Below are 24,572 nucleotides of genomic sequence, written 5' to 3' on the forward strand. Positions count from 1 at the left end.
CCATTTTCTCTCGAACACCTGTTCGAAGTCAAGGTGCTTTCCACATCCTCGAACGGCCCTCAGGCCCACATCAGCGGGAGCTGACGGCGCACCGACGGGGCGGCGGACCATGGCGTGATCGCCGGCGGTCGCGGCCCCTGGGCGCAGTCACGTCGTACGCCGCAGCGCCCAGGGCCGTCGAGGGCAGCTCGGAGGCGAAAGGCCGTCAGCGCTCGCAGCGTCGCTCCCGCTCTGCGACGCACCGGTCGTTGCCGTGGTGCCCATCCGCCGTGTCGCGGCCACGGTTGCCCAGCAGCGTGTCGCGGCCCGGGTTGCCGTTGAGGTGGTCGTTGCCTGCGTTGCCGCGCAACACGTCCCGGCGGGCCCCGCCGGTGAGGTCATCGCGGCCGCTGCCACCCAGCAAGATGTCGGGATCGGGTCGGCCCTGGAGCTCGTCGTTGCCGGCGTTGCCGATCAGCCGGTTGCGCCCGAGCGTCCCCTTGATGCGGTCGTCGCCTTGCCCGCCGCGCATGGTGGCGACGCGGTCGCACCCGAACTTGGGCGCATCCTCGCCGCCGGACCCGCCGAGATAGTCGTCGCCACCGTTCCCGATGACGTGCACGTCGCACCCGGATGCTTGCAGGGCGTTGTCCTCGTCGTTGCCGCGTACGACGGCACGAGGTGCCGCCACGGTCGCCGAACGGAAGCCAGCGATCTCGGCTGCGTGCCTCCCGGCGACGACCAGGTCGCCGACCAGATCGAGTTCCACGTCCTGATCGGCGCTCCACACGTTGATGAACGAGCCCGCGTAGCGTCCGACAGGGCCGGTCACTGGTTCGGTGACCTGGAGCGTCACCCAGTTGGCCTCTTCCACGTTGTCGTCGGCGCCGTTGGCACGCACCTCGCCGTACGCGGTACCGCCGAGGTATCGATCCAGGCCGGTGCCCAGATGGGAGACGGTCGGGGTCGTCGAGACGGTGGCATCGACGATGTCGTCGCCGGGGCCTGCGTCCACGAAGAGGCCGTTGTGGGGCGAAGTCGTCACGCAGACGAGGTCGTCGCCGGCGTTGGCGTAGATGATGCGGGAAGCCCCGGTCACGATGACGTCGTCACCGGGGGTGCCTTGGATGTCCGCTTCCGTGCCCACGATCGTGGCTGGGCGGCCCTGGCACGTCTCGCCGGAGGCTGTGGCCGGAACGCTTTCCAGCAGCGCTCCGCCCGCAATCGCGACGGTGAGTGCGGTGAGTGCGGTGAGGCGGTGAAGCACGAGTCCCCCTTGATGGGCTGTCACGGAGTCGCCGCGAGCAGCATGCGGTGATGGCGCCGACGGAATGACCAACCGTCGTGCCTTGTGACGCACGGGAGCAGCGGCTGGTTGTCCGCTTGCTCCCCGTCACCCCGGAACGCAGACCGAGGGCTGCACACGGGGGCCCGACGCCGGGCCCGGCGGGCGGAGCCGCCGCGACGCGCCCAGACGTGGCACTACGCATGGCGCCGGTCCACAGGGCAGCCTCCATACGGCACAATGACCGCGGATCGGAAGCCGGCGCGAACTACCAACGGGTCACCCGATGACTCTCCCGACTGCAGTTCCGATCCCCCGCCCCCGTGGGGGTAGTAATTACAGTTGCGGCCTGCCCGTTTGCACTCTGCTCAGCGGCGGCAATGGACTTCCCCGGAATGGAGTTGTCGTCCCAAGGGAACGTCAGCCTTCTCCACAAGCCAAGCGGCCGGATCGTGGCTACTTCCCGCGAGGAGCAACGGATCGAGATCGTGCAATGGGTCCGTACGGACCTACCAACGGAGCGCACTTGGTCCCATGAACGCTCCTGCCGAGACCAGCGCTCGCGAGCTGTAGTTCTCCAGTTGCCATGTGAAACCGGCGCACCGTGCGCATCGAGCAGTCTGGCTGAATCGATGACTCAGCCGCGAGTTGGTGACATGCTCTCCTGCTTCTTCAGTCCATCAGCTTTGTGGAGGAATCCAGATGCTCGTGCCTATCCGTCGTTTGAATCTCATCGCTCCCAGCGCGGCCCTTCTGGTCGCCCTACTGGCGGGCTGCGGCGACGACCGACCGGCGGCAGATGCGGTGGAGTCGTCGACTTCGAGCAAACCACCGTCTCCGGACACGACTGTGACGGAGACCGTGACCGCGACACCGGAGGAGCCCGAGTCGCCGACCGTTGCTGAAGCGCAGGACAAGGAGTTCTGGGAGGGGATGGAGCAGGGTGGCGAGTCAGTCCCAGAGGACGCTCGGGCCACTATCGCTGACCTCGGTCGCACTGCCTGTGTGGGATTCGACATGGGCAAGGACATCACCGACATCGGCATCATCATGAACGATGCGGGATTCACCATCGAGCAAGCCGGGCACATCGTAGGTTCCGCCATTCGCGCCTACTGCCCTGAGCACGACGACCAGCTGTCGCGGCCGTGATCTCGCGTTGAATGCACCGGTATCGGGGCATGCGGTTTTGCCTGTTCGCGGACGAGGGGCCGACTCCTCCCGGCAAGTCCGGCTGCAACCGGCTACACAGCCGCCCGGCCCCGGCCCACGTAGCCCTGCTTGAGGAACGCGCCGCCTACCCCTCGCGGTGTAGTCGTGCCAACGACCCTTCTGTCACCGTCGTGTCTCACGATGCACCCAAGAACCGAGACGGCACCGATTCCTCGCTGCTGGCCTCCACGCATCAGCCCAAGGAGGGCCCACCAATGCTGACCCGGTTCGCTCCCGCTCTGGCCCTCGCGGCCAGCACCCTGCTCGTCCCCGCCCAGGCCCCCGCGACCGCCACCGCGGTCCCCGCCTCCCGAGCGGTCGTCGCCGCCGCCGACGTGCCCAGCGTGGCCGCGGTGGCTCGGGTGATCCCCTACTACCGCGGCGGCGGGCGGGAGGTCTGGCGGGCCAGTTTCCCGCAGGTCGTGGACACTGACGACTGCGTGACCTACACCAACGCGCAGGTGCGCTCTCGTGGCGGGAAGCTGGCCAGCTACACCCTGCAGGGCGGACAGATCGCCTACTTCTCACGCAAGACGTCCGTCACCAGCGCGGTGGTCGAGTACGCGAAGCCAACCCGCGCGCAAGCCGCGCTCGAGGAGCAGAAGGCTCACATCAAGACGTGCCTCGGTAATCACTCCGACGACCTGAGCGGCAAGGAGTGGAGCCTCGCGCGCACCCCCGCAAAGTTCGGGCAGGACGCGTTCACGTACCGACTGATCACCTCCGACCCCGCGTCCGGGCGTGACTGGTTTGTCCACACGGTCGCCCGCCAGGGCCGGCGCCTCGTGTCGGTGGGACTGCAGCGCGACCACAACGTCCCGGCCACCCAGCCCGCGTTCCAGCTCCTCGCAGCAGCGTTGCGCACCGCTCGCTAACCGGTCACGTCGGCACATCAAGCGACGATCGTCAAGTCGACTCGGGGGCCCGTCGAGCCGCCGGTGGCGCGGTGACCCGACCTCGGCGTCGCAGTATGCGTGAAGCCGTTGCCCACGCGGAGCCAAGCGCGAACCTTGACCTGCGCCTTCCCGACGACCGTGAACGCGACCGTGGGTGAATTCATGGGCACGAGGATCATCTTCAAGGACGGGCGTGGAAGTCGTCCAGGGCCGTGCGGGAAGTGGCTGAGGCGGCGACCGTCATCGACACGTCCAGACACGACCGAGGCACGGCAAACTGCACGAAGCCCTCCACCCCTCGACCCAGCGACACCTTAGACCCGGGCATCGCACGCTCGATTACCCATCAGCGCCCTCGGAAACGACCTTCATTTTCGTCCGTTTACGCTGCCTCGATACGCCGAGATATGGAAGTGACGCCAGTCGGCCACGTCATAGGACTCGATCGTTAGGGTGCCGTAGAGATCTAGCCGCCCAAATTGGGGGTGTCGCAGACCCCTCGCCGGTAGTCTCACGAAGTCGATTCGACCCTCGATCTTCTCGGACGTGTTCGTCACGGCCAGGCGGGTCCAGTCGACAGCGGTGGCGACATCTCCACGCCCAACTTTCAGCGTTTCAGTTCCAGCTGAAGCCGGACACCCCAACGCGATGATCAGTTCCCACCGCAAGCGGGAGGCTGACCCATGTCCTGGCAAGCAAAACTCGACGGTGCACTTCGCCTTGTGGCGTGTGCGAGTTGAGATTTTGTTGGCGGGCGTGCCCGTCAACACCACTCATAGTGGCCGTTCGAGAGCCGAGACCACGGGCCAGCCAGTCGGGAGCAGCGGTCGTCACCGGATCTTCGCCGCTCCTAGACGCGGCCAGGTGTCGTACCCGTAGGCGTCGTCGAAGAGGAACTTCGACTGCACAGAGATCTCCTGATACGCCACCCGCCGACGCTGCTTCAGGCAGTTTGTCGGCACGGAGAAGATCCATCGCCTCTGTTCGATCCGGGTCTGGAACCCGGAACACCTCGCCAGCTCGGGACCAACATCGCCGGCGTAGAACGAAGAGAACGACCGTTCCGGCCGGCCTGTCGCGAAACTTCCGGCCAACTGCGCGATGTGCCCGCGACCCCCGCTGACGTTCCTGGCCGCGAAGTTCACACGCAGCTCGAGTCGCGTCCCCGGGTACTCAGCGTCGAAGGTCACCGCGACTCGCACAAGTTTCCGGCCCACTCGCGCCGTCACCCTGCGGATGTCGCCGCTGGCCTCACCAACCCGAGTCGCATCGTCCTCGTCGAACGGGACTACGCGCACGTCGTCGTCCGCGTCCTCATGGACCGAACGACCAGACCCCGCTTCCAGCGCCACCGCCGGCGTCGCGAGTGTCACGGCCAGCAAAAGCGCGATGATGATGCTGCGCATAGAGCCTCCCCGAGTAGGCGCACAGGCCGCGCGCACGCTCAACCTAAGGTCATAGAACGGGCTCCGTGCTGGGTTGCAAGACGGGCGTACCCCGAAACCCGTTAGGTCTGATAGACGAGGCGCAGTTCAACCTGACATCCGAGTTGTGCGCCCATACCTAATTGGGGTCGATGGTGTGCGGGAAGCGCCATAGGAGTGCAACTCGCGTCTCTAGGATGGTGATCATGAGACGTTGCCGAGCGTTCGCCGCCATAATCATTCCCCTCGTTGCGGCGATCCTCTTCCTGCCTTTCACCAGCACCGCGAACACCGCTACTGCGAACGCAATCGGCTACAGGTCGAACGTCGTCCCGCCTGCAATACAGGGCGTGGCCCAGGTTGGCAAGGTCCTTGCTGCCAATTTCGGCACCTGGGATCCAGCGCCCAAGCTCGTCAAGGTCCAATGGTTTGCCGATGGAGCGTTGCTCGCCGACCACGGAGTGAGAACGGTCTATCCGAGCGACCATTTCAACGCGAAGTTCCTCAACTCCGCCCAGCTAGTCGTCCCTGAGGCCGCAGTCGGCAAGGCGATCACGTTCGTCGTTTCAGATGCCTACGACTTTTCGACCCCTGCGACATCCTCACAGCCAACTTCGCCAGTGGTGCCTAGTTGGTGGCGTCCGGTCAATCTCCCAGCAGGGATGACGGCAGAGACACTCGCGTGCGCTTCACAAACTGCCTGCTTCGCATTGGCACATCCCGCAGCCGGAAGCCAGCAAGGTGCACGATCCATCTCCCTGTTGCAGCTCAAAGGCGCGACCTGGCAAACTGTTCGCTCGCTGGGTAAGCGTGAGGTCGCCGACCTCGACTGTTCACCCGATGGTTTCTGCATGGCGTACGCCGGAAGCTATGGCGGGCGACACAACAACAAGAGTCGGTACAAGTACACGACGTACTCCAACGGCATTTGGACGCTCGTCCAACCCATGCCCAAGATCCCCACGGAGAGAACACGCGGGGTGCGTTGGAAGGGCTACTACCTGGATCTCAACTGCGCCTCTCGACGGTTTTGTGCCGTGACGATGGGCGGTAGTAACGATCAATCCAAGCCGGGGGTCGGAGGTGGAAGCGGCGGTTGGATGGTCACCTGGACACCTCAGAACCGGCGCGTGCGGCCCCCCGCCCAGCCATGGATGGCGCCTTTGAGTAAGAAGAGGTTGCCTAAGAGGTCTCCGTGGAGTTCACCTATCCGGGCGACGGGTTCGAGCCACCTTTACGGGTTCGACTGCACAGGACCCACCTTCTGCATGGTCCACGACAGTCAGAATGCCCGACTATCGACGTTCGACCCCAGCAACCCAAAAGGCAAGGTGGTTGTCGGACCCAAGATGAATGTCTACGGGGAGAGCTTGTCGCTCAGTTGTGACAGTTCCATTCATTGCGTGGCATCGAACAGCTCATACGCGCTCGTGTGGGATGGTGCCGTGTGGGGCAAGAAGCACCAGGTGCCGACGTTCGGGAACGGTGAGGATTCGTTCATCTCCACGAACTGTCGCGCAGGCGCTACCTGTGTCGGTTTGGCGAAGTCGATCGTCCCAGGCCCCGGTGGAGGGACCTCGTATGGCGTCGTCTACCGGTTGGATGACTCTGTCGGATGGGTCGACGCGACGATTCCCAATCTCGACCCGCGGGGCGTTGCACAGGTAGGGATTGACGAATTGGCTTTCGATGCAGAATTCATCGAGTGCCCAACTACGACCTTCTGCGTTGCCACAACCGGCGACACCACCTTCACCTACCAGCCAGCAAACTAGACCCGCGGGCTGGGAACGGCTAGACGATTGACCGGCCGAGAGGGACTGCTGCACGAACGGGTGACAGTTTCGGTTGGGCCGCTTGGGCGCGGCCGGGCTTTCCAGGACGCACGCTCCCCTGCCGAACGAACAGAGATGGCGGTTGCGCCGCAACTCGTGGTGACGGTCGGCTGGAATGACATTCGATGCTGTTTCAAGAAGAGCGTGACTCAAAAATGGACGCCTTCGTCTCACTAGATTAGGTGACATAGGTGGTTGCCGGTTGTGCCCCGCAGCACCGATACCTCTACTTGTCCTCGGTACTCACCCGGGAGAAGGAAACGCGATGCTCATGTGGTCCAGGCGTGCTGCTTCAGCTGTGATTGTCAGCGTGTTGGCCGGGGCGGTAGCCATGGTCGGTCCTGTTGTGGTTGCCGACGCGGCACCCTCGGATGGCGGGGTGGTGCACGCTGCGGCAAAGCCAACAAAGCGGCCCGGCCTGCTGGTCAAGGTCCGCCAACCGAAGAAGGTCGGGCTGGCGCGTGTCATCGTCACGGGGCCGGGCCGGTACCGGACGACTTTGGCCTCCTCGCGCCGTCTAAGGAATCTCCGACCCGGTGTGTATCGCATCTCCGCGAAGCCAGTGACATCGAAGAAGTGGCGTTCGACGGCCACCGTCTCGCAACGACGAATCCGGGTCACCAAGAGGACCGCGAAGGTCGTCGTCGACTACGACACCATCATCTCGCGGAGCATGTCGATCTTGCCCTCGAAGGCTGTTTCCAAGTTCACGGCGCCCGACGATGGCGTTGGGACGCTGACGACCTCTGCGAAGCTCAGCCGTGGCGACATCGTGGCGAGCGGCGTCAGTGCAGCGGCACCAGCAGGCATCCTCGCTCGAGTGGTGGGCCAGTCTGGGTCAAAGGGCGAGACCGTCTACAAGATTGAACAGACGACCCTGAGCGAGGCGATCCCCCGCGGCGACTTCAAGGTCTCGTTCTCCACAGACCTCACTGCGCCCGCTCGTAAAGGCGCGAACGGTCGCGGCGCGCGCCCATTGGCCCGACGCGTCCCAGCGTCGTGCACCGCCTCGGGATCTGCGGGCATCGAGGTGACCGCATCCGGTGGCATCAGCACCGATTTGTGGGCCGACTGGGACTGGGCTGACAGCTCGATCAACATGAGAGCAACCGCCTCCGCCTCCGCCTCTGCCCGAGCATGGCTTGCAGGCGCGGGGGGCTGCACCCTCGCTGAGACCTTGCTCTACCAACGCGGCTTCGCCCCCATCACCGTCAGCGTTGGACCCATCCCCATCGTGATTCTGCCGAAGTTGGAGATGTTCACCGGCGGCGCGTTCGGTGCCGAGGGCTCCGTCGAGATGCGCGGCGACGTTGGAGTCCAGACCGTCCTGAATGCCAGCGGTAGCAAGAACGGGCTCAAGACCTCCGTCACCGGCCCCACAGCGACAAAGTCCGCCTCCTTCACCACCACCGCCAAGGCCAGCGCGAACATCTACGCCAGGGCGGTCGTCACTGGTGAGCTCTACGGCATCGCGGGGCCCCATGCCTCACTGAAGCTCGCGATCCTGGCCAACGCCGACAAAGCCGCAAACCCATGGTGGTCGGTGGACGCGGTCGCCAGCGGCGGCGTCGGCGTCAAGGTCGACAAGTGCGTGACCGTCTTCTCGAAGGACGCGTGCAACAAGTTCGACCGGTCCAAGGACGACTTGTTCTCCAAGACATTCCGGATCGTCGATGCTGGCGGCCCCCTGAGTCCCCCACCCACCGCACCGCCCGGTCCTCCCACGGACCTCAACGGCGGTGGCGTCGTCATCACCCCCCCGGACACCGGGGGCCAAGCCGGAGCCGGCCACATCCCGAGCCCCACAGGGAGCGGCGATGCCTGGGTTCTGTCCACCGGCCTCATCAGCGAGGTAAACGGCACCGACGTCGGGATCGAGGCCAGCACCAGTCGCGAGGATCCCGGTGACGCGACCCTGAGCGCCCTGGCTGGTCATCCCACCGAAGATGCGAGCTTCATGAGGATGAACGTGACCCCAGCCGGGAACCGGCTTCGCATCGACTACCTCTTCGCAACCGAAGAGTTCCCCGAGTACATCGGATCCAAGTTCAACGACGTGATGGGCGTTTTCGTCAACGGGCAGAACTGCGCTCATGTGCCAGGCACTTCGACTGCGGTGTCTGTCAACACGATCAATGACGTCACCAACAGCCAATACTTCATCGACAACCGCGACAGCCACCTGCCCACCGTCATGAACGGGCTCACGACGCCGCTGAGTTGCATCGTCGCGGTCACACCGGGAGTGCCGGTCGAGGTACTCGTCGGGGTTGCCGACGCCAGCGACTCCGTGTTCGACAGTGCCGTGGCTCTGGTCGACGGTGGCATCAGCTCCTACAACGGATAGCTCCGCCCACGCATCACTAGGAGAAGCCATGCAAGGCAGATTGCTGGGCGCCACGCTCGGTTTCGCAGTCGTATGCAGTTCGTTCGTCCTCGCTGCGCCGGCAAGCGCGGCCGAGACGGTTCGGCCGAGTGCTCCGGCAGCATCTGCGGCGGATGGCGTCGTGGTTACTGACGCAGGGCGTGAGAACGGCGTCACACACGTAATGGATCGTCGCGTCCGCGAGGTCGTCTACCGCGGCGACGGCCGAGAGGTCCACCTGTCGACCGTCGACAAGAAGCTGGGCGCGACCAGTGCCGCCTTTCGGCGCTTCGTGAATGACGAGCTGACACGAGCGTGGCGGCAGCTCGGCGGGTCCGTGGAGTGCAAGCAGGCGCCGACATTGACAGTGAAGAAGTGGCGTGCCGACGGATTCGCGACCATCCCGAACATCGGCATACGCATCTCGGACTGCGGCGGCGGCGGGTACCACGCGCTGTACGTGAAGACAGCCAAGGGATGGTCGGCGCCGCGTGTGCTAGGAGCCCAAGAGCCGTACTTCTGCACCGATCTGCTCGGGTATCGGATCCCCGGCGGGTACTCGCTCGGCGAGTGCTACCCCGACGTTGGCAACGATCCCGTCCGGTATCGGGCGCGCACAGCTCTGCCGCCGGCGACGCCCACGTATGCCGCCGAGACCTTGGTGCGGAACGTGATGGCCTCGTCCCCCGTAGGGGCAGATCGCTGGGCGAAGCCCGACGTCGTCACCGAGCTGTTCGAGGCACGCAACGACGGGATGCAACTGTCTGTGCGCCTGTGCGTGACGAGCAGCGACCCCACGTACGGCCAGTACCTCGACGGGGCTCGTCGAGGTTGTATCGTGCGGGCCGCCTACTACGAGGACCCGCCGCCGGCCCTGCCGGTGTACGCCTACGAGTGGATGATGCCGCTGAAACGCGCAGCGCTTGGACGCTGGCGCGGCTCGTCCTTGACGGGCCTCGGAGGCACCTGAAAGCGGAGGACCACTCTCACCGCCCGCAAAGGCTCTAACACTGCCCGCGCACGTTCCGCGCCTCAGACACGACCTACCACCTCAAAGCGTGCCAACGACCGATCTGGCTGGCCTGGTCGGCTTACTGGTCTCGAACGCCGCTCTGGCGGCACCGGTTGCCGCGGCCCCGTCGGAGAGTGGTGCGAGCTCGGTGTCCCAGCCGCGGCATGAGACTCCCTACCTGTTCTCGGACGCCGGTCGCACCGTGCAGTGCCTCATTGTCACCGCAGACGACTACGACGCAGGTCAGCTTCGTTGCGACACCGTGGGCATCCCTACGTGGCAGACCACCCCGAGTCCGCCGACTGCCAGCTCGAGTGGGGCACCTCGATCGGACTCAACCCGTACGAGCTTCCGTACTTCGGTTGCGTCGGCGACTCGCTCTACAACGAGAACCAGCTGCCCGCTGGTTCTGTCGTCGACCTGGGTGGCTTCACGTGCACGATCCTGGAGCCCGGTGTGCGGTGTCGGCAGACGACCTTGGTCACGGGTTCGAGCTTGCCCTCGACCACTACCCGCCTGTGCGACCGGCGGCCAAGAACCTGCTCACCCCCAACAGCCTGGGTAAGTTGAAGCTCGGCATGACCGACAAGAAGGCCCGCTCCACCGGCTACATTAAGCCCGGCATGGGGGCCTGCGGTCCGCCGGTGCTGAAGCGGAAGCGGCGCGGCTACGTCGGATGGCGTCGGGGCCGCGTGTCCGAGGTGTCGGCGTTCCTCGGGACCAACCTCAACACCCGCCGCGGCGTCGGCCCGGGTTCCATGGTGACGGAGATGCAGCAGCGCCACCCGAGGATGAAGGGGCCGTTCGTTACGCCGGTCCTCAGCGACACTGGCACGTTGTGGGTGTACCTGCAGCGCTCGAAGCGCGGGGTGCTCGTCCTCGTGCTGGATGGCTCCGCCTCAGCGGATCGCGCACCGGTGGGCGCGGACCTGATCAGGAGCATCTTTTGCGGCGAAGAAGTGGTCCCGAAGGTCGGTCTCGCATCGGGCTGCTGACAGGCCCTCGACGAGGCAGGTGACGCCGGGACGCAACTCCAGGCCGGTGAAGAGAAGCGCACCCGAGTGCCGCCTTTGGGGCAGGATGGCCCACAGGTCGGTCGACCGGATCTCGGCTGGATCCGGACGTGAGGGCGTTCGGGGCTGGCCTTGAGAGGGGTCGGTCGCTGTGGCAACTCCACCTGCGAGAGGCCGGTGCGGCATACTGACCGTCGGGTCGGAAGCGGGCAGAACCTACAACGGGGTTATCCCGATGCTTCGCCCGACTGTAATTCCGATCCCCCGCCCCCGTAGCTCAGCTGGATAGAGCAGCGGCCTTCTAATCCGCCGGTCACAGGTTCGAATCCTGTCGGGGGCGCCACGCGTTTGTGCAGGTCAGAACAGGTTGAGCTGCTCGGACGGCGCCTTCTCCAGCTCCGAGACGAGCGGTAGTGGCACGTATGTGGCACAAGGGGATCCAGCACGACCGCAACCGGGTCGAGGTCGCCGCCGAACAGCGCGGCGTACACGTCCAGGCCGTTGTCGCCGGGGTGACGCGTGGTCGGTCGACCCACGCACGGCTCGGCGCAGCCGTAAAGTTCCTGCATGCCCGACGCGCCCGACCACCCCATCGCCTACACCGCACTCCAGCCGGGCACGCCCGTGCAGACGAGCGACGGACACCACTTCGCCACCGTGCAAGCCGTCCTGGTCGACGAGAAGGTCTCCGTGTTCGACGGCATCGTGGTCCAGACCGAGGAAGGTGCGCGCTTCGTGGACGCGGATCACGTCGCCTCGATCTACACCACCTACGTCCGCACGACCCTGTCCAGGGAGCAGGCGGCGAACCTCGCGCCGCCTGACGGATCGAACCTGATCGACATCAAGCCACCCAGGTCGATGGCCGCCAGGTTGGGCCGCAGGTTCGGTCGCAGGAAGCGATAGCGCTCGCTGCGCGTCAGTGCCCTCTGGCGAGGAAGTCCTCGAGCGTCTCGACGACGAGCCGGTGGTCCTCGAGCTCGGGGAGGCCTGAGACCGCGACGGTACCGACACAGCCGGTGCCCCGGACCAGGATGGGGAAGGCGCCGCCGTGTGCTGCGTAGTCCGACAGGGGCAGTCGGGCGTCGACGTCGAAGGACCCGCCGTCGACCCGGAACTGTTCACCCACCCGGAGCGAGGAGCGGCCGTAACGGTCGACCACGGCGCTCTTGCGTGCGAGCCACCCGTCGTTGTCTGCTGACGCTCCTGGAAGGGCAGCGTGGAACAGCCGCTGGCCGTTGCGACGGATCGAGATGGCCACCGGGAGCGCGGCGTCCACTGCGGCCTCACGCAGGGCGACCCCCAGGGCCCAGGCGGTGTCCTCGTCGAAATGGTCGAAGACGAGGCGCGACTCCTGCGCCGTCAGCTCGTCGAGCAGCTCGCGACCGGTCACCCTTCGGCTCCGGCCTCGTCGGCGTCGATCACGTCCCGGCGTTCACCGAGATCGGCCAGCAGGGAGTCGACCACGACGAGTCCGCCCCCGAGCACGAGCGCCGCGATGGGGACGGGCAGGCTCGTACGACGCAGGGCCGTCGTGGCCACCAGCATCGCGGTCGACCACGAGGCCACCGACGTCGCGAACGGCACCGTCGCGCGCTTCCACGGCTCCTCGGAGTCGGGCACGACCGTGGCGAGCTGGAGTCCGGGCCTGTCCAGGAACCAGCCGCAGGCGAAACCAGCGAGCAGGATGGGCGTGCGCCTGGACTCGTCCTTCGCGAGGCAGGCGAGAGCCACCCCGGTCCCCCGGACCACCGCACCCGGTCGCACCTTCATCGTCCGTACCTCCGGTCAGATCGTCGCGCGCTGCTCCACCCAGGGGCAACGGCCTGCGACCACACGACCACGAGGGGCTCCCGGGACACAGGGTCGAAGGTCCCGGAGCCACCGCATCACGGAGCCTGGTCGTCCTGAGGCCGCGGGACCGCGGCATCGTGCCGGGGATCCCCCGCGGTCGCACGCGGGGACAGGGCGCGCGCGAGACCGGTGAACGCCAAGGCCCGACCCACCATGCCGTGTGCGCCCACGACGTGCAGCGCGCTGCCGGCGTCGCGACAGCTCCGGGCGCCGGCGACCAGGGCGCCCAGGCCGGCGGCGTCGATGCGTGCTGTCCGGTGCAGGTCGACGACCACCACGCGGGCGCGGGTCGCAGCGTCGGCGATGTCAGCGACGAGGTTGGCCGCGTGGAGCTGCGTGACCTCGGACCTGCACCGGATCGTCACCACCTCGGAGTCAGCCACGCGGGGACCCTCCAGAGGGATGCCGGGCGCGGCCACCCCGGGCGGGGGTGTCGCGGCCCGTCCGACGTCGTCCGCGCCGCCGAGTCGGGTGTGGAGATGGCTCACGGGACCATGATGCGCGACGCGGGCCCGGGGAGTCAGTCGCCGAGGCGGCTGGCGATCGCTGGGGTCACCGCGGCGCCGAGCCACGGCGTACGCACGGAAGCCGGCGTGTCGACCGCACGACCGCGTCTACGGGCAGGATGGGCGTGTGATGGCGCAGTGACCGTACGAAGAACCTCGGCCATGGCGTGGCCGGCGGCCATGGCGGGCGCCTACGCGGCGGCGTTCGTGCTGGTGTACGTCGTCACGGTGCGCACGGAGCACGGTCGACTGGTGAGCGACGCCGCCCTCCGCGGTGCGATCTCCAGCGGGGCGCCGATCGAGGACACCGTCGAGGCTGTGCTGGACATCGTCTCCGTCGGATCGCTCCTGGGCGCGGTCGCCGCCGTGGCGGTCATCGCCCTCGTCCAGCTGGAACGAGTGCGCGGCCTGGCGGCGATCGGGGTGCTCGTGAGCGCGAATGTCCTGACCTGGTTGCTCAAGGAGCACCTGATCACCCGCCCGGACCTGGGACTGGACGAGGTCGCACCCGCGACCTTGAACAGTCTGCCGAGTGGTCACACGACGGCTGCCTTCTCGGCAGTGGCAGCCCTCCTCATCGTCCTGCCGGCCGCTGCGCGCGTGCCGACGGCCCTGGCGGGCGGCAGCGTCGCCACGGTGATCGCCCTGGCCACGATGTTCGCCGGGTGGCACCGCACGGCCGATGCCATGGCGTCCTTCCTCGTCGTGGGGGTCTGCACGATGGGTGCCATCGCGGCCGTGGTGGCTCTCGAAGATCCTCGAGCGCGCACGCATCCCTCGGCGCGGTTGCGGTGGTGGGGCGCGCTGTCCGTCGGGGCGTTGACCATCGGCAGCACCCTGGGCCTGATGCTCTCCGCGCTCGCTCCGGTACGAGACACCGTGGTGGGCTCGCTCCTGGCATTCCTGTCGGCGGGGTTGCTGATCGTCGGCACCCTGCTCGCCGTACTGGCTGGAATGGTGTTCGTGCTCGAGGTCACCGACGACGAGGTCGTGCCGGACCGCGATCCGACCTAGCCGTGAGCAGCGCCCTGCGACGACCGACCGACCCCAGACCACGACGTCGTCGCCCCCAGCTCGGCGCGCGACGCAGGGACGAGTCCGAACAGGCGCAAGGCCGCAGCGAGTACTCCGCCAGGCCTGTCCGTCCCGGCGGCCGAGCCCTCGATATCCGGGACCGGCCTCTGCGCAGCCTCCGCATCGGTGGTTGCAGGGCCGTTCTGCTCGATGTCCTCGACCAACCAGTCCATCTTCTCGATCTCCCTGCGCTGCGCCTCGATGATGCCGTCGGCGAGCTCGCGCACGCGCACGTCCTCGATCTGGGCGCGTTCGCTGGTCAGGATCGCGATGGAGTGGTGCGGGATCATGCCCTTCATGTAGGCCTGGTCGTCGACGAGGACCTGGGACCGGGACAGGTAGAGCGCGGTCCCGCCGAGCACCAGGGCGAGCGCCACGACCGCGAGGTTGAGGGCACCGTTCCTGTACATCATGCTGCGCATGAAGGCGAGCATGACCAGAGCCATCGCCGCGCCCATCAGGAGCGCCATGTAGAAGCGCTCCACGCTCCACCGCACGTGATCGACGGCGAAGGAGTTGGTGTAGGTCAGGACGAACATGACTGCCGTGGACGTGGCGATCATGAGCGCGAATCGCACGTAGGTGCGACGCTCCTGCCTACGGTCAGGGGACGAACCGGGTGTGGTCATGGACTTCCTGCCCTTCAGTGCTGGCGTCGCCGTGACAGCCGGGCCTGCGGTCACCGCAGCGCGGAGCCCGCGACGTACTCACGCATGCCGACGTTCCAGTCGCCGTAGCCGTTAGCCAGAACCATCGGACAGGCGACGGCGACGACAGAGATCCCGGATTGCTGTGTGCAGCGCTACGGCTGGACACCGGCAGCACTCGCGGCCGGGTCCCTTCGTCAGGCGGCCTTCAGCACGAACTCGACGCGCCCCGCTGCATCGCTGCGAGCGTCGAGCACCTTGCCACGCACCCGGCGCTGCGCCTCCGGACCAAGGAAGATCCGACCACCGGACTGCTCGACCACCAGGTCACCGGGCTGCGGCTCCGTGACGGCGCGGACCTGGAGCCGCGACGTTCCGGCCTGCTCCGCGATGCGCACGCCTGAGGACACGTCGAGCGTCGGGTTGGCGGTGAACTTGCGGACGACGCCAAGAGCGTCGTAGGTCATGGTGATCATGAGTCGTTCTCCTCCTCCATGGCTGGACTTCAGGTGGAATCTGGTGGGGGCGGGCGCGTCCGGTCGGAAGAAAGCCCGGTTCCCACTACGGCCACCACTGTGCCGCGACCGTGTGTCAGGGCCGCGGGCGAGTGCATTGCAGTTCCATGACATCGCCGACGACATGGTCATCGGGAGTGGCTCGGGGCACGGGCATCGGGGACGATGACGCGGTGACCAGCCCTACGCGGATCCTGATCCTCGAGGACGACGACGGCCTGAGGACCTCCCTCCGGCTCGTGCTGGAGGACGAGGGGTACGCCGTCTTCGAGGCCTCGGACGCGGAGAAGGCCTTGCTCACGGTCGAAGACCCGGGGGTCGACCTGATGCTGGTGGACCTGATGCTGGGTGGGATGGACGGCTTCTCGTTCATCGCCCGGGCGCGACCCAGGACGGAGGCACCGATCGTCGTCGTGAGTGCCCGGGACCGCACGGAGGACATCGTCGCCGCGCTGGAGGCGGGGGCGGACGACTACGTGACGAAGCCGTTCTCCGTGGAGGAGGTCCAGGCCCGGCTTCGAGCCCTCCTGCGCAGGCCCACGATCGGGGACGCGGAGACCGAGGACGCCGATGACGACGTGCTCACGCTCGACTCCCGCACTCCTCTTCTCTTCGACGCCGGCGCGGCGGTGCTGCGACGCGGAGAGGAGGAGGTGCACCTCACGCAGACCGAGTTCCGCCTGCTGTCCGTTCTCGCCGAGCACGCCGGCAAGGTGCTCACCCGTACGGCGCTGCTCCAGCACGTCTGGGACCAGGACTACTTCGGCGACGAACGGATCGTCGACGTGCACGTCCGCAGGCTGCGCAAGAAGCTGGAGGTGGACTCGGCCAACCCACAGATCCTGGTGACGGTGCGTGGTCTCGGCTATCGGCTCGACACCGCGTGAGCGCCCGGTGAGGCGACTGGGCCTGCGGTCGTCCGTCACGGCCGGCTTCGCCCTGGGCGCCCTGGTCCTGTCGGCCGCCCTCGCCGTGGGTACGTACCTGTCAGCCCGGCAGCTGCTCATCGACCAGCGGGAGCGGACGGCCACGCGACAGGCCTTCATCGACGCGGCGCTCGTGCGCGACGCGCTCCTGACGTCCGACGCCGTGGTGAGCGACGTGCTCGGGTCCATCTCACCGCCGCCCGGGACCGTGCTCTACGTACGACGGGGTGACGAGTGGTACTCGTCGTCCCTCGATCCCGCGGCCGACGACGTGACGTCGGTCGTCGGTCCCGCGGTCGAGGACGGGTCCGTGGGCCTCGGCTGGACCGGGGGGACAGATCCGTCGTCGGTCGTCGTCGGGGTGCCGTTGCCGGCTGTCGACGCCGAGTACTACGAGGCGTCGGTCGCTGCCGAGCTGGACGAGACCCTCGAGACGCTCCGTATCGCCCTGGCGGCGAGTGCCGTCCTCACCATCGCTGCCGGCGCACTCCTCGGCAGGTTCGCGAGCCGTCGCGTCCTCACGCCGATGACAGACGTCGCCAGCGCGGCGGCCAAGATCTCCGGGGGCGACATGAGCACGAGGCTGCAGGACACCGACGACCCCGAGCTGGTCCCCCTCGTCGCAGCCTTCAACAACATGGTGGACGCTCTCGACGAGAAGATCGAGCAGGATGCCCGCTTCGCGGCCGATGTCGCCCACGAGCTGCGCACCCCCGTGACCACCCTCACCACCAGCCTCAGCCTCCTCCAGCGGGCCACCGACCTGTCACCGCGGTCGGAGCAGGCGGTCGCACTCATGTCGGCCGAGCTCCGTCGCTTCACCCGCGCCTTGGAGGACCTGTTGACCCTCGGCCGGCTGGACTCCGCCGCACACGAACGTCACGTCTCGACCATCAGGGCCGAGGACCTCGTACGGCAGGCGTTGGGGAGCAGCGGACGTGACCCTTCCCTGCTGCGGGACTCCGACGAGGAGTCCCGAACCGCCCGGGTGTCGGTGGACCTGCCGCAGCTCCGGCGCGCGCTCATCAACCTCTTCGACAACGCCGACATCCACGGCGGAGGGCTCGCGCGGTGCCGCATCGTCGCTCGCTCCGACACGGTCGACCTCCACGTGGAGGACCACGGGCCGGGCATCGCCGCGGAGGACCGGGAGAGGGTGTTCGAGCGCTTCGCACGCGCAGGCTCCCGCAAGGAGGGCACCGGCAGCGGACTGGGGCTGAGCATCGTGGCCCAGACGGTCCGCAACCACGGCGGCAGCGTCTGGTGCGGCGAGGCCGCCGGGGGCGGGGCCACTCTCGTCCTCCGACTGCCGCGGTCGCCGGAGGAGCCGTCGTGAGTGGGTCCGTGCGGTGCCTGGCGTGGGTGGTGGCGGCAGCGGTGACGGCCGGCTGCGGCCTTCCGTCCGAGGGCGGGCACACCGTCGAGGACTCCACCGTTCCCTACCACCTCCTCGATGACCGTCCGGCTGCCGACGTGAGCACGCAGGGCGCCGCGCCGGCGCCCTCCGAGCCCCTCCTCTTCTGGGTCGACGACGACGGCCGACTCATCCCACGGACGGCGTCGCAGACCTGCCCCGTCGACGTGGCGGCCCTGCTCGACGAGCTGTCCGCCGGACCGACTGACCGGGCCAGGACCGAGGGCCTGGCCACCGCACTCCCCCCCGACTCGGCGATCGAGCTGGTCTCGCTGACGGACGACCTCGTCGAGGTCGATCTCGATACGGAGACGCAGGTCAGCGCCGATCGCCTGCCCCTGGCCATCGGCCAGCTCGTACTGACCCTCGTGTCGGTACCCGGCATCGAGCGGGTGTCCCTGGTGAGCGAGGGGGAGCCCGTCCAGGTGCCTGGCGCCGACGGTGCGCTCTCCGCCGCGCCCGTCACGGCCGGGACCTACCGGCCGCTCGTGCCCCCCACGTACCAGCAGTCCTCACCGTTCCGGGAAGGGTCCGGCCCCGACCGGTGCCCGGCCGGCGGTTGAGCCTGGACCGGGGCGCGACGGCCGACCCCGGCGCTGACGGTCCTACCGGTGGGCGGGTGTCCGGGTGTCGACGTCGAACCACTGGAAGCTCTCGTGGCTGCCGGCCACCTCCACACCCCAGCTGTCCGCCAACCGGTCGAAGGTGCCGGTGCGCGACCGTACAGCGTCACTCCTGGTCAGCACTGCCGCGTCGCAACCGTGCCAGGACAGCTCGATCCGCATGCGGTCGAGGTCCAGCCACCGCAGTCTGAGGCTCAGCCCACGCGCCCCGACGCGATGCCCGCAGGAGACCGCCTCCCCGGCCAGCGCAGTCACCGTCGTCACCGTCGACGGCCGGAGCGCCCGGTCGATGCACCACTTCCGCGCCACCGCCTGGACCGCTCCCCGGGACGACGGGTCCGTCGCGTCATCCGGGGAGGCGGCCAGGTCGAAGTGGCCGGCCACGGGCACCGGCGGCCAGACGTCGTACAGCGTCATGACCGACCTCGCCCGTGGGGCGCCCCCGACGCGCCGACGCCGACCCCCCTGGTCAGCGTCCCGGGATCCGTGGTGGGTGCGGTCAGCAACCCGGTGCGGTGCAGCACTCCGACGCTGCCGCGCGACGGACGGCGTACGACGACGTCGACGGCCCGGGCCGCGCACGTCCGCTTCACCCACAGGAGCGTCGCGATCGTGGCGGACGAGAGCCGCGAGACCCGGGAGAGGTCCACCACCAGGCGGGACGGACCGGGCTCCAGCAGACCACCGAGCCGCACGCGCAGCTCCTCGAGCGCATCGAGCAGGGTGTCGTCGGACAGGACCAGCACGACAACGTCGTGGACCCGGTCCTCGCGGCACAGCACGGTCGCGCCTGTCCGAGGGACAGGGGCAGCACCCGTCCTGCCGTGATCGAAGATGCTCACGCGCACGACCCTGCCGTCCTCACATGACCGGCAGCACGTCACCCGTCCGGCATTCTCGTGACAATCCTGGTCACGAGCTCCAGCGAGGGAGCCTCATCCGGGCGGGGCGGGATCGCCGTCGGGTTGCACGACGTACCAGTTGCCGCCGTTGAGGAAGACGTCGTGGCACTTCACCTCTCCGCTGCCCTCGTGCGCGTAGAAGTAGAGCGGGTGGTCGTCGTAGGTGACCTGGAGCGTGCCGTCCGACCTCTTCGTCGTGCCGAGCAGGGAGGCCACGACGCCCTGTCCGGCCACGGGTTCGCCTCGAGCGAGCACCGGGGGCCAGGCCTCGGCGCAGGCGTCGTAGCACCGGGGCTTCGAAGACGTCTCGACGTCGAAGAGGTAGATCGCCTGACCGGTCGAGTCGAACAGCATCTGCCCGAACTCGCTGCTCGACGCGACGATGCGGGTGCCTCGATCGGTGCCGCCGGACGTGGGGGATCTGGCCGGATCCTCGCTCGGAGACGGCGCCGTCTCGGTCGCGTCGACCGTGGCGCTGGGCGTCGAAACCGGGTCGTCCGCGTCCTGACCGGTCTCCTCACCGCACGCTGTCAGGACGGACAGCAGCAGCAGGACGGCGCAGCACCGGGACAGCATGCTGCAGAGTCTGCCAACGGCTCCCACATCACGCTCCTCCCTCGCCGCCACACCCGCAGCGACGACCCGCGTCGATCAGTCGCTGAGCCGCTCGCCCGTCGTGGTGTCGAAGACGTGGACGTGGCGAGGGTCCGTGGTCACGTGGATGACGTCACCCTTCGACACGGAGTCGCGCTCGGTCACGCGCACGATCACCGAGCTGGGCGCTCCCTCGACGTCGCTCGTGCCGTAGACGAACGCGTCGGCACCCAGCTCCTCGACCACGGTCACCTTGACGGGGAGACCGCCCGCCTCGGCCGACACCTGGCGCCAGGACTCCGGTCGCACTCCCACCGTGATCGAGCCCGACATGCGCGAGGCTGCGGCGGGGTCCACGGGCACGAGGTAGTCGCCGATGCGGGCCTGCCCGGACTCGTCGGCGCGGGCACTCAGCAGGTTCATCTGGGGCGAGCCGATGAAGCCGGCCACGAAGAGGTTGACGGGGCGGTCGTAGAGCCCCAGGGGTGTGTCGACCTGCTGGAGGACGCCGAGGTTCATCACCGCCACCCGGTCGCCCATGGTCATCGCCTCGACCTGGTCGTGGGTGACGTAGACCGTGGTGACGCCCAGGTCGGCCTGGAGCCTGGCGATGTCGGTGCGCGTCTGGACCCGCATCTTGGCGTCCAGGTTGGACAGCGGCTCGTCCATGCAGAAGACCTGCGGGTTGCGCACGATGGCGCGCCCCATGGCCACGCGCTGGCGCTGGCCGCCCGAGAGAGCCTTGGGCTTGCGGTCGAGGAACTCCTCGAGGCCGAGCATCCGGGCCGCCTCGGCCACCCGCGTGTCCCGCTCCGCCGAGGGCATCTTGGCCATCTTGAGCGAGAACGCCATGTTGTCGCGCACGGACATGTGCGGGTAGAGCGCGTAGTTCTGGAACACCATCGCGATGTCGCGGTCCTTGGGCGCCGCGTTGGTCACGTCGCGGTCGCCGATGAAGATGCTGCCCCGGTTGCACTCCTCGAGGCCCGCGAGCATCCGCAGGGTCGTCGACTTGCCGCAGCCCGACGGACCGACGAGCACCATGAACTCGCCGTCCTCGATCTCGAGGTCGAGCCCGGGCACGGCGGGCGAGTCAGCCCCCGGGTACCACCGCTGCGCCTTCTCGAAGGTCACTGTTGCCATGTGCAGTCCTTTCGCGTACGAACGCTCAACCCTTGGTCGAGCCGAGTGTCAGGCCGGAGACGAACTGCTTCTGCAGCGCGAAGAACACCACCAGCACCGGCAGGGCCACGATGACCGAGCCCGCCGCCACCAGGTTGGTGTCGGTGAAGAACTGGCCCCGGAGGTTGTTGAGCGCCGAGGTGATCGGGAGCTTGTCGCCTCGCTGGATGAGCACCGTCGCCCAGAAGAACTCGTTGTAGACCCAGGTGAACTGCAGGGTCGCCAACGCCGCGAGGGCCGGGCGCACGAGCGGCATGGTCAGCTGCCAGTACTGCCGCCACACGCCCGCGCCGTCCAGCTCGGCCGACTCGTAGATCTCGTGCGGCAGCGTCTTCATGTAGTTGCTCAGCACGAACACGCAGAACCCCATCTGGAAGGCCGTGTTGACCAGGATCAGCGCCCAGAAGCTGTTGAGCAACGAGCCCGAGTCACTCATGAACGTCGGTAGGGAGACCTCGCGGAACATCCGGAACACGGGGATCAGCAGCGCCTGCGGCGGCAGCAGGTTGGCCGCGAGGAAGACGCCCAGCATCGCGAGGTTGAACCGGAAGCTGAACCGCGCGAGCACGAACGCGACCATCGAGGACAACCACAGCGTGATCAGGACAGCCGGGATGGTGACGATGAGGGAGTTGCGCAGGTGCAGGCCGAAGTTCCCCTGGGACCAGGCCTGCTCGTAGTTGGCGGTGGTCCAGCCGCCGAAGGACAGGTAGCCGTTGGCCTGGGTGTACTCGTACTCGCGGAACGAGTTGAGCACCGCCCAGAACAGTGGGAAGAGCCAGAGGAGGGCGAGCACGGCGGTGATCACCGTGGCGATGACGCCGCGGTTGCGGCTCATCACCCCGCCCTCCTGCCTGGGGGGCGGCGCCGACTCGTGAGTGGCGACCGGGGCCTCGACGCTCATCGCTGACGCTCCTCACGGAAGACGTTCCGCAGATAGATGGTGATGAAGATCGAGGAGATCAGCATCATGATGACGGCCAGCGCCGACCCGAACCCGTAGCGGGTGGCCTCGCCGATGACGTTCTGCGCGACGAGTGCTCCGATGAGCTCCAGCCCGTTGCGGCCCTTGTTGATGACCCACACGATGTCGAAGGCGCGCAGCGACTCGATGACCACGATGACGACCACGATCATGTTGATCGGTCGCATCACCGGGAAGATCACGTGGAAGAAGGTGCGCACCTCACTCGCGCCGTCGACGGCCGCGGCCTCCCGCAGGGTGCTGTCCACGCCCTTCAGGCCCGCCAGGTAGAGCAGCATGACGTAGCCGGTGTGGCGCCAGGCGTTGGCCACCAGGACGGCCCACAGGTTGACGTCCGGGTCGCCGTACCAGTCGACCTCGGTGCCGAACACCTCGTTGATCAGGCCCTGGTCGCGGGAGTAGAAGAGCTGCCAGATGAAGCCGATGAGGGCCACGGACAGCACGACGGGCATGTAGAAGGCCGTCTGGTAGAACCGGCTGCCCCGCATCTCCCGGTCCAGCACCACCGCCAGCAGGATGCCCAGCAGCGTCGGGAACACGAAGAGGAAGGCCAACCAGATCAGGTTGTGCCGGATGGCCGGCCAGAACGGCGGGTAGATGGTGGCGATGTCCTGGTAGTTCTGGAATCCGACCCACTCGATCGTGTCGAGGTCGCCGAACCCGTTCCACGTGCCGAAGGACAGCGCGACCGAGCCCAGGGCCGGCACCCAGACCAGGCCGACCACCAGGACGATCGGGAGCGCGAGCATCGCGCCGATGACGAGCCGGTCGTGGCCGCCGAGCCTCTTCTCCCGACGCTGGGTCGGGGGCGCCGCAGACTCGTCGGTCTGCGGCGCCTCGTCAGTGGTCGCCATCGTCTCAGCCGAAGATCGAGGCGGCCTGCTCCTGGATGCTGGCCGTGACCCCGTCGATGTCGTCCGGGTTCTTCAGGAACTCCTGGATGGACGGGATCATCACCGTGTTGGCGAAGTCGGCGTTGGTGTCGCGGTCCATGAACTGCGCGATGTTGGCGGCCGCGCCCACGACCTCGGCCGACTTCTTCTGCAGGTCGCTGTACGTCGAGGTGCTCGCGCCCTCGTTGGCCGCGATGAAGGGGGCGTCCGCGCCGTTGTTGGCCGCGTCGGCCGCAACCGCGCTCCCGAGCCACTTGGCCATGGCCTTGCCACCCTCCTGGTTCTGGCCGCCGGCGGCGACGCAGAAGCCGTCGATGGGCGCGTCGAGCGCGTCGGAGCCGATGCTCGAGTCGAGCTCGGGGAAGGTGAAGAAGTCGAGGTCCTCGCCGTTCTCACCGAGGGCGTCCACGACGAAGGTGCCGAGCAGGTACATCCCGCACTCACCGTTGCCCATCGCGGTGGCCGCCTCCTGCCACGTGCGGCCCAGCGGGTCCTCCTGGTGGTAGGGCAGCAGCGTGCGCCACGTCTCGAAGACCTGCTTGACCTCGTCGCCGTCCCACGCCTCCTCGCCGGCCATCAGGCTCATGTGGAAGTCGAAGCCGTTGAGGCGCATGTTGAGGATGTCGAAGGTGCCCATCGCCGGCCACCCGTCCTTGTCGCCGAAGGCGAACGGGGTGACGCCCTTGCCCTGCATGTCGTCCATGAGGGCCATGAAGTCGTCGTTGGTCTCCGGCGGCGCCCAGCCGTTCTTGTCGAAGACCGACTTCCGGTAGAAGACCGCCCACGGGTAGTACTGGACGGGGACGAAGTACTGCTTGCCGTCGGGCGCGGTGGAGGCCTGCTTGAAGGAGTCGTTGAGCCCGTCGATGGGCCAGAGGTCACTCACGTCGGTGATGAGGCCCGCCTCGGCGAACTGGGCCATCCGGAAGCCGGCGAACCACGTGAACACGTCGTCCGGGCTGCCCTGGAGGTAGGTGTTGATGCTCTCCTGGAACGTGTTGTGGTCGACCGCGTTGAGCGAGACCTCGGTACCGGACTCCTCGGTGTAGGCGGCAGCCATGGCGGCGAGCCGGTCGTAGGCGGGACCAGCGCTCTCCGCCTCGTTGATGCCGAACTTGACGGTGGCTCCCTCGCCCGAGCCCCCTCCGGAGTCGTCCCCGCCGCAGGCGGCGAGCAGGCCACCGCTGCCGAGGGCCAGGCCGCTGAGGGCCATGCCGCGGAGGACGGAGCGGCGGCTGGCCGCCATGGTCGTCAGGGCGGAGCGGGGCACGGAGGTGCCACCGGGAAAACCGGTCGGGCGGGGTCGGGACACAACAGCCTCCTGGGGAACAGAATCAAACAGAGGTCGACAGCATGTGACGGTGACCACACCCTCGTCAAGGGTTTCAGGTCTCACTTTGGTCGCGATACCGACATTTTCAAACGAGAAGTTGCAT

25 protein-coding genes and 1 tRNA gene are annotated in these 24,572 nt (G+C 67.6%); 12 read left to right on the forward strand and 14 right to left on the reverse strand.

All coding sequences use genetic code 11. The annotated features are described in order from the left end of the window. Positions 1 to 205: 205 nt before the first annotated feature. Positions 206 to 1,246, reverse strand: a complete 1,041-nt coding sequence (locus DAE25_RS20145) for a calcium-binding protein (RefSeq protein ID WP_159083864.1) — start codon at positions 1,244 to 1,246, stop codon at positions 206 to 208. A 720-nt stretch (positions 1,247 to 1,966) separates the two neighbouring features. Here DAE25_RS20145 and DAE25_RS20150 point away from each other — a divergent pair. Both DAE25_RS20150 and DAE25_RS20155 read left to right on the forward strand, forming a co-directional pair. Beyond that, entirely contained in the window at positions 1,967 to 2,416 is a 450-nt protein-coding gene (locus tag DAE25_RS20150; RefSeq protein ID WP_107767904.1) for a DUF732 domain-containing protein, read from the forward strand. A 275-nt stretch (positions 2,417 to 2,691) separates the two neighbouring features. After that, on the forward strand, positions 2,692 to 3,351 hold the full coding sequence (locus tag DAE25_RS20155; RefSeq protein ID WP_107767905.1) for a hypothetical protein: 660 nt from the start codon (positions 2,692 to 2,694) through the stop codon (positions 3,349 to 3,351). An 851-nt stretch (positions 3,352 to 4,202) separates the two neighbouring features. Here the strand turns inward: DAE25_RS20155 and DAE25_RS20165 are convergent. Continuing rightward, positions 4,203 to 4,778 (reverse strand): hypothetical protein, encoded by a 576-nt coding sequence (locus tag DAE25_RS20165; RefSeq protein ID WP_107767907.1) that lies wholly within the window; start codon positions 4,776 to 4,778, stop codon positions 4,203 to 4,205. Positions 4,779 to 4,993: 215 nt separating this feature from the next. On the opposite strand from DAE25_RS20165, the gene DAE25_RS23300 reads away from it, so the two are divergent. The 6 genes from DAE25_RS23300 to DAE25_RS20190 all read left to right on the forward strand — a co-directional run bounded on the left by DAE25_RS23300 (position 4,994) and on the right by DAE25_RS20190 (position 11,927). After that, the gene (locus tag DAE25_RS23300) at positions 4,994 to 6,571 is read left to right on the forward strand and encodes a hypothetical protein (RefSeq protein ID WP_159083865.1); all 1,578 of its coding nucleotides are present in this window, start codon (positions 4,994 to 4,996) and stop codon (positions 6,569 to 6,571) included. Positions 6,572 to 6,896: 325 nt separating this feature from the next. Further along, complete coding sequence (locus DAE25_RS20170; RefSeq protein WP_159083866.1) at positions 6,897 to 8,978, forward strand: choice-of-anchor L domain-containing protein; 2,082 nt, start codon at positions 6,897 to 6,899, stop codon at positions 8,976 to 8,978. Positions 8,979 to 9,138: 160 nt separating this feature from the next. After that, positions 9,139 to 9,966, forward strand: a complete 828-nt coding sequence (locus tag DAE25_RS20175; RefSeq protein ID WP_159083867.1) for a hypothetical protein — start codon at positions 9,139 to 9,141, stop codon at positions 9,964 to 9,966. Between the two features lie 503 nt (positions 9,967 to 10,469). Further along, on the forward strand, positions 10,470 to 11,003 hold the full coding sequence (locus tag DAE25_RS20180) for a hypothetical protein (RefSeq protein WP_107767910.1): 534 nt from the start codon (positions 10,470 to 10,472) through the stop codon (positions 11,001 to 11,003). Positions 11,004 to 11,287: 284 nt separating this feature from the next. Further along, positions 11,288 to 11,364 (forward strand) — tRNA-Arg (locus DAE25_RS20185). 224 nt (positions 11,365 to 11,588) lie between these two features. After that, positions 11,589 to 11,927 (forward strand): hypothetical protein, encoded by a 339-nt coding sequence (locus DAE25_RS20190; protein ID WP_107767911.1) that lies wholly within the window; start codon positions 11,589 to 11,591, stop codon positions 11,925 to 11,927. A 13-nt stretch (positions 11,928 to 11,940) separates the two neighbouring features. Here DAE25_RS20190 and DAE25_RS20195 read toward each other — a convergent pair whose 3' ends face one another. The 3 genes from DAE25_RS20195 to DAE25_RS20205 all read right to left on the reverse strand — a co-directional run bounded on the left by DAE25_RS20195 (position 11,941) and on the right by DAE25_RS20205 (position 13,258). Next, positions 11,941 to 12,414: a heme-degrading domain-containing protein gene (locus DAE25_RS20195; RefSeq protein ID WP_107767912.1), complete on the reverse strand. Its 474-nt coding sequence runs from the start codon at positions 12,412 to 12,414 to the stop codon at positions 11,941 to 11,943. Continuing rightward, complete coding sequence (locus tag DAE25_RS20200; RefSeq protein WP_107767913.1) at positions 12,411 to 12,794, reverse strand: hypothetical protein; 384 nt, start codon at positions 12,792 to 12,794, stop codon at positions 12,411 to 12,413. The genes DAE25_RS20195 and DAE25_RS20200 overlap by 4 nt, the downstream gene beginning before the upstream one ends. 116 nt (positions 12,795 to 12,910) lie before the next feature. Next, the gene (locus tag DAE25_RS20205; RefSeq protein WP_199907698.1) at positions 12,911 to 13,258 is read right to left on the reverse strand and encodes an STAS domain-containing protein; all 348 of its coding nucleotides are present in this window, start codon (positions 13,256 to 13,258) and stop codon (positions 12,911 to 12,913) included. Positions 13,259 to 13,543: 285 nt separating this feature from the next. Between DAE25_RS20205 and DAE25_RS20210 the strand changes: the two genes are divergently transcribed. Further along, positions 13,544 to 14,395 carry a phosphatase PAP2 family protein gene (locus tag DAE25_RS20210; RefSeq protein ID WP_159083868.1) on the forward strand — a complete coding sequence of 284 codons (852 nt, stop codon included), beginning with the start codon at positions 13,544 to 13,546 and terminating at the stop codon, positions 14,393 to 14,395. Here the strand turns inward: DAE25_RS20210 and DAE25_RS20215 are convergent. Together DAE25_RS20215 and DAE25_RS20220 are read right to left on the reverse strand one after the other, a co-directional pair. After that, positions 14,392 to 15,018 (reverse strand): DUF305 domain-containing protein, encoded by a 627-nt coding sequence (locus DAE25_RS20215; RefSeq protein WP_234411169.1) that lies wholly within the window; start codon positions 15,016 to 15,018, stop codon positions 14,392 to 14,394. The genes DAE25_RS20210 and DAE25_RS20215 overlap by 4 nt on opposite strands. A gap of 281 nt (positions 15,019 to 15,299) precedes the next feature. Continuing rightward, positions 15,300 to 15,578, reverse strand: coding sequence for a Fe-S cluster assembly protein HesB (locus tag DAE25_RS20220; RefSeq protein WP_107767916.1), 279 nt, complete (start codon positions 15,576 to 15,578; stop codon positions 15,300 to 15,302). A gap of 212 nt (positions 15,579 to 15,790) precedes the next feature. Between DAE25_RS20220 and DAE25_RS20225 the strand changes: the two genes are divergently transcribed. Genes DAE25_RS20225 through DAE25_RS20235 form a run of 3 tightly spaced genes read left to right on the forward strand, consistent with a single transcriptional unit; the run spans position 15,791 to position 18,520 of the window. Continuing rightward, the gene (locus tag DAE25_RS20225; RefSeq protein ID WP_234411170.1) at positions 15,791 to 16,504 is read left to right on the forward strand and encodes a response regulator transcription factor; all 714 of its coding nucleotides are present in this window, start codon (positions 15,791 to 15,793) and stop codon (positions 16,502 to 16,504) included. A gap of 7 nt (positions 16,505 to 16,511) precedes the next feature. Then, the gene (locus DAE25_RS20230) at positions 16,512 to 17,879 is read left to right on the forward strand and encodes a sensor histidine kinase (protein ID WP_159083869.1); all 1,368 of its coding nucleotides are present in this window, start codon (positions 16,512 to 16,514) and stop codon (positions 17,877 to 17,879) included. Then, a complete protein-coding gene (locus DAE25_RS20235; RefSeq protein WP_159083870.1) occupies positions 17,876 to 18,520 on the forward strand; it encodes a GerMN domain-containing protein in 645 nt (214 codons plus the stop codon). Before DAE25_RS20230 ends, DAE25_RS20235 begins: the two co-directional genes overlap by 4 nt. A gap of 42 nt (positions 18,521 to 18,562) precedes the next feature. Here the strand turns inward: DAE25_RS20235 and DAE25_RS20240 are convergent, their stop codons facing one another. The 7 genes from DAE25_RS20240 to DAE25_RS20270 form a co-directional block, all read right to left on the reverse strand. After that, the gene (locus tag DAE25_RS20240; protein WP_107767919.1) at positions 18,563 to 18,997 is read right to left on the reverse strand and encodes a hypothetical protein; all 435 of its coding nucleotides are present in this window, start codon (positions 18,995 to 18,997) and stop codon (positions 18,563 to 18,565) included. Beyond that, positions 18,994 to 19,422: an STAS domain-containing protein gene (locus DAE25_RS20245; RefSeq protein ID WP_199907699.1), complete on the reverse strand. Its 429-nt coding sequence runs from the start codon at positions 19,420 to 19,422 to the stop codon at positions 18,994 to 18,996. The genes DAE25_RS20240 and DAE25_RS20245 overlap by 4 nt, the downstream gene beginning before the upstream one ends. Before the next feature lie 93 nt (positions 19,423 to 19,515). Continuing rightward, positions 19,516 to 20,058 (reverse strand): COG4315 family predicted lipoprotein, encoded by a 543-nt coding sequence (locus tag DAE25_RS20250; protein WP_107767921.1) that lies wholly within the window; start codon positions 20,056 to 20,058, stop codon positions 19,516 to 19,518. Between the two features lie 75 nt (positions 20,059 to 20,133). Beyond that, positions 20,134 to 21,219 (reverse strand): ABC transporter ATP-binding protein, encoded by a 1,086-nt coding sequence (locus tag DAE25_RS20255; RefSeq protein WP_107767922.1) that lies wholly within the window; start codon positions 21,217 to 21,219, stop codon positions 20,134 to 20,136. Positions 21,220 to 21,244: 25 nt separating this feature from the next. After that, a complete protein-coding gene (locus DAE25_RS20260; protein ID WP_107767923.1) occupies positions 21,245 to 22,162 on the reverse strand; it encodes a carbohydrate ABC transporter permease in 918 nt (305 codons plus the stop codon). Then, entirely contained in the window at positions 22,159 to 23,097 is a 939-nt protein-coding gene (locus DAE25_RS20265) for a carbohydrate ABC transporter permease (protein ID WP_107767924.1), read from the reverse strand. The genes DAE25_RS20260 and DAE25_RS20265 overlap by 4 nt, the downstream gene beginning before the upstream one ends. Before the next feature lie 4 nt (positions 23,098 to 23,101). Then, the gene (locus DAE25_RS20270) at positions 23,102 to 24,448 is read right to left on the reverse strand and encodes an ABC transporter substrate-binding protein (RefSeq protein WP_199907700.1); all 1,347 of its coding nucleotides are present in this window, start codon (positions 24,446 to 24,448) and stop codon (positions 23,102 to 23,104) included. Between the last annotated feature and the right edge of the window lie 124 nt (positions 24,449 to 24,572).

This window comes from Nocardioides terrigena (assembly GCF_003047265.1).
In the GTDB taxonomy this organism is placed as follows: Bacteria; Actinomycetota; Actinomycetes; order Propionibacteriales; family Nocardioidaceae; genus Nocardioides; species Nocardioides terrigena.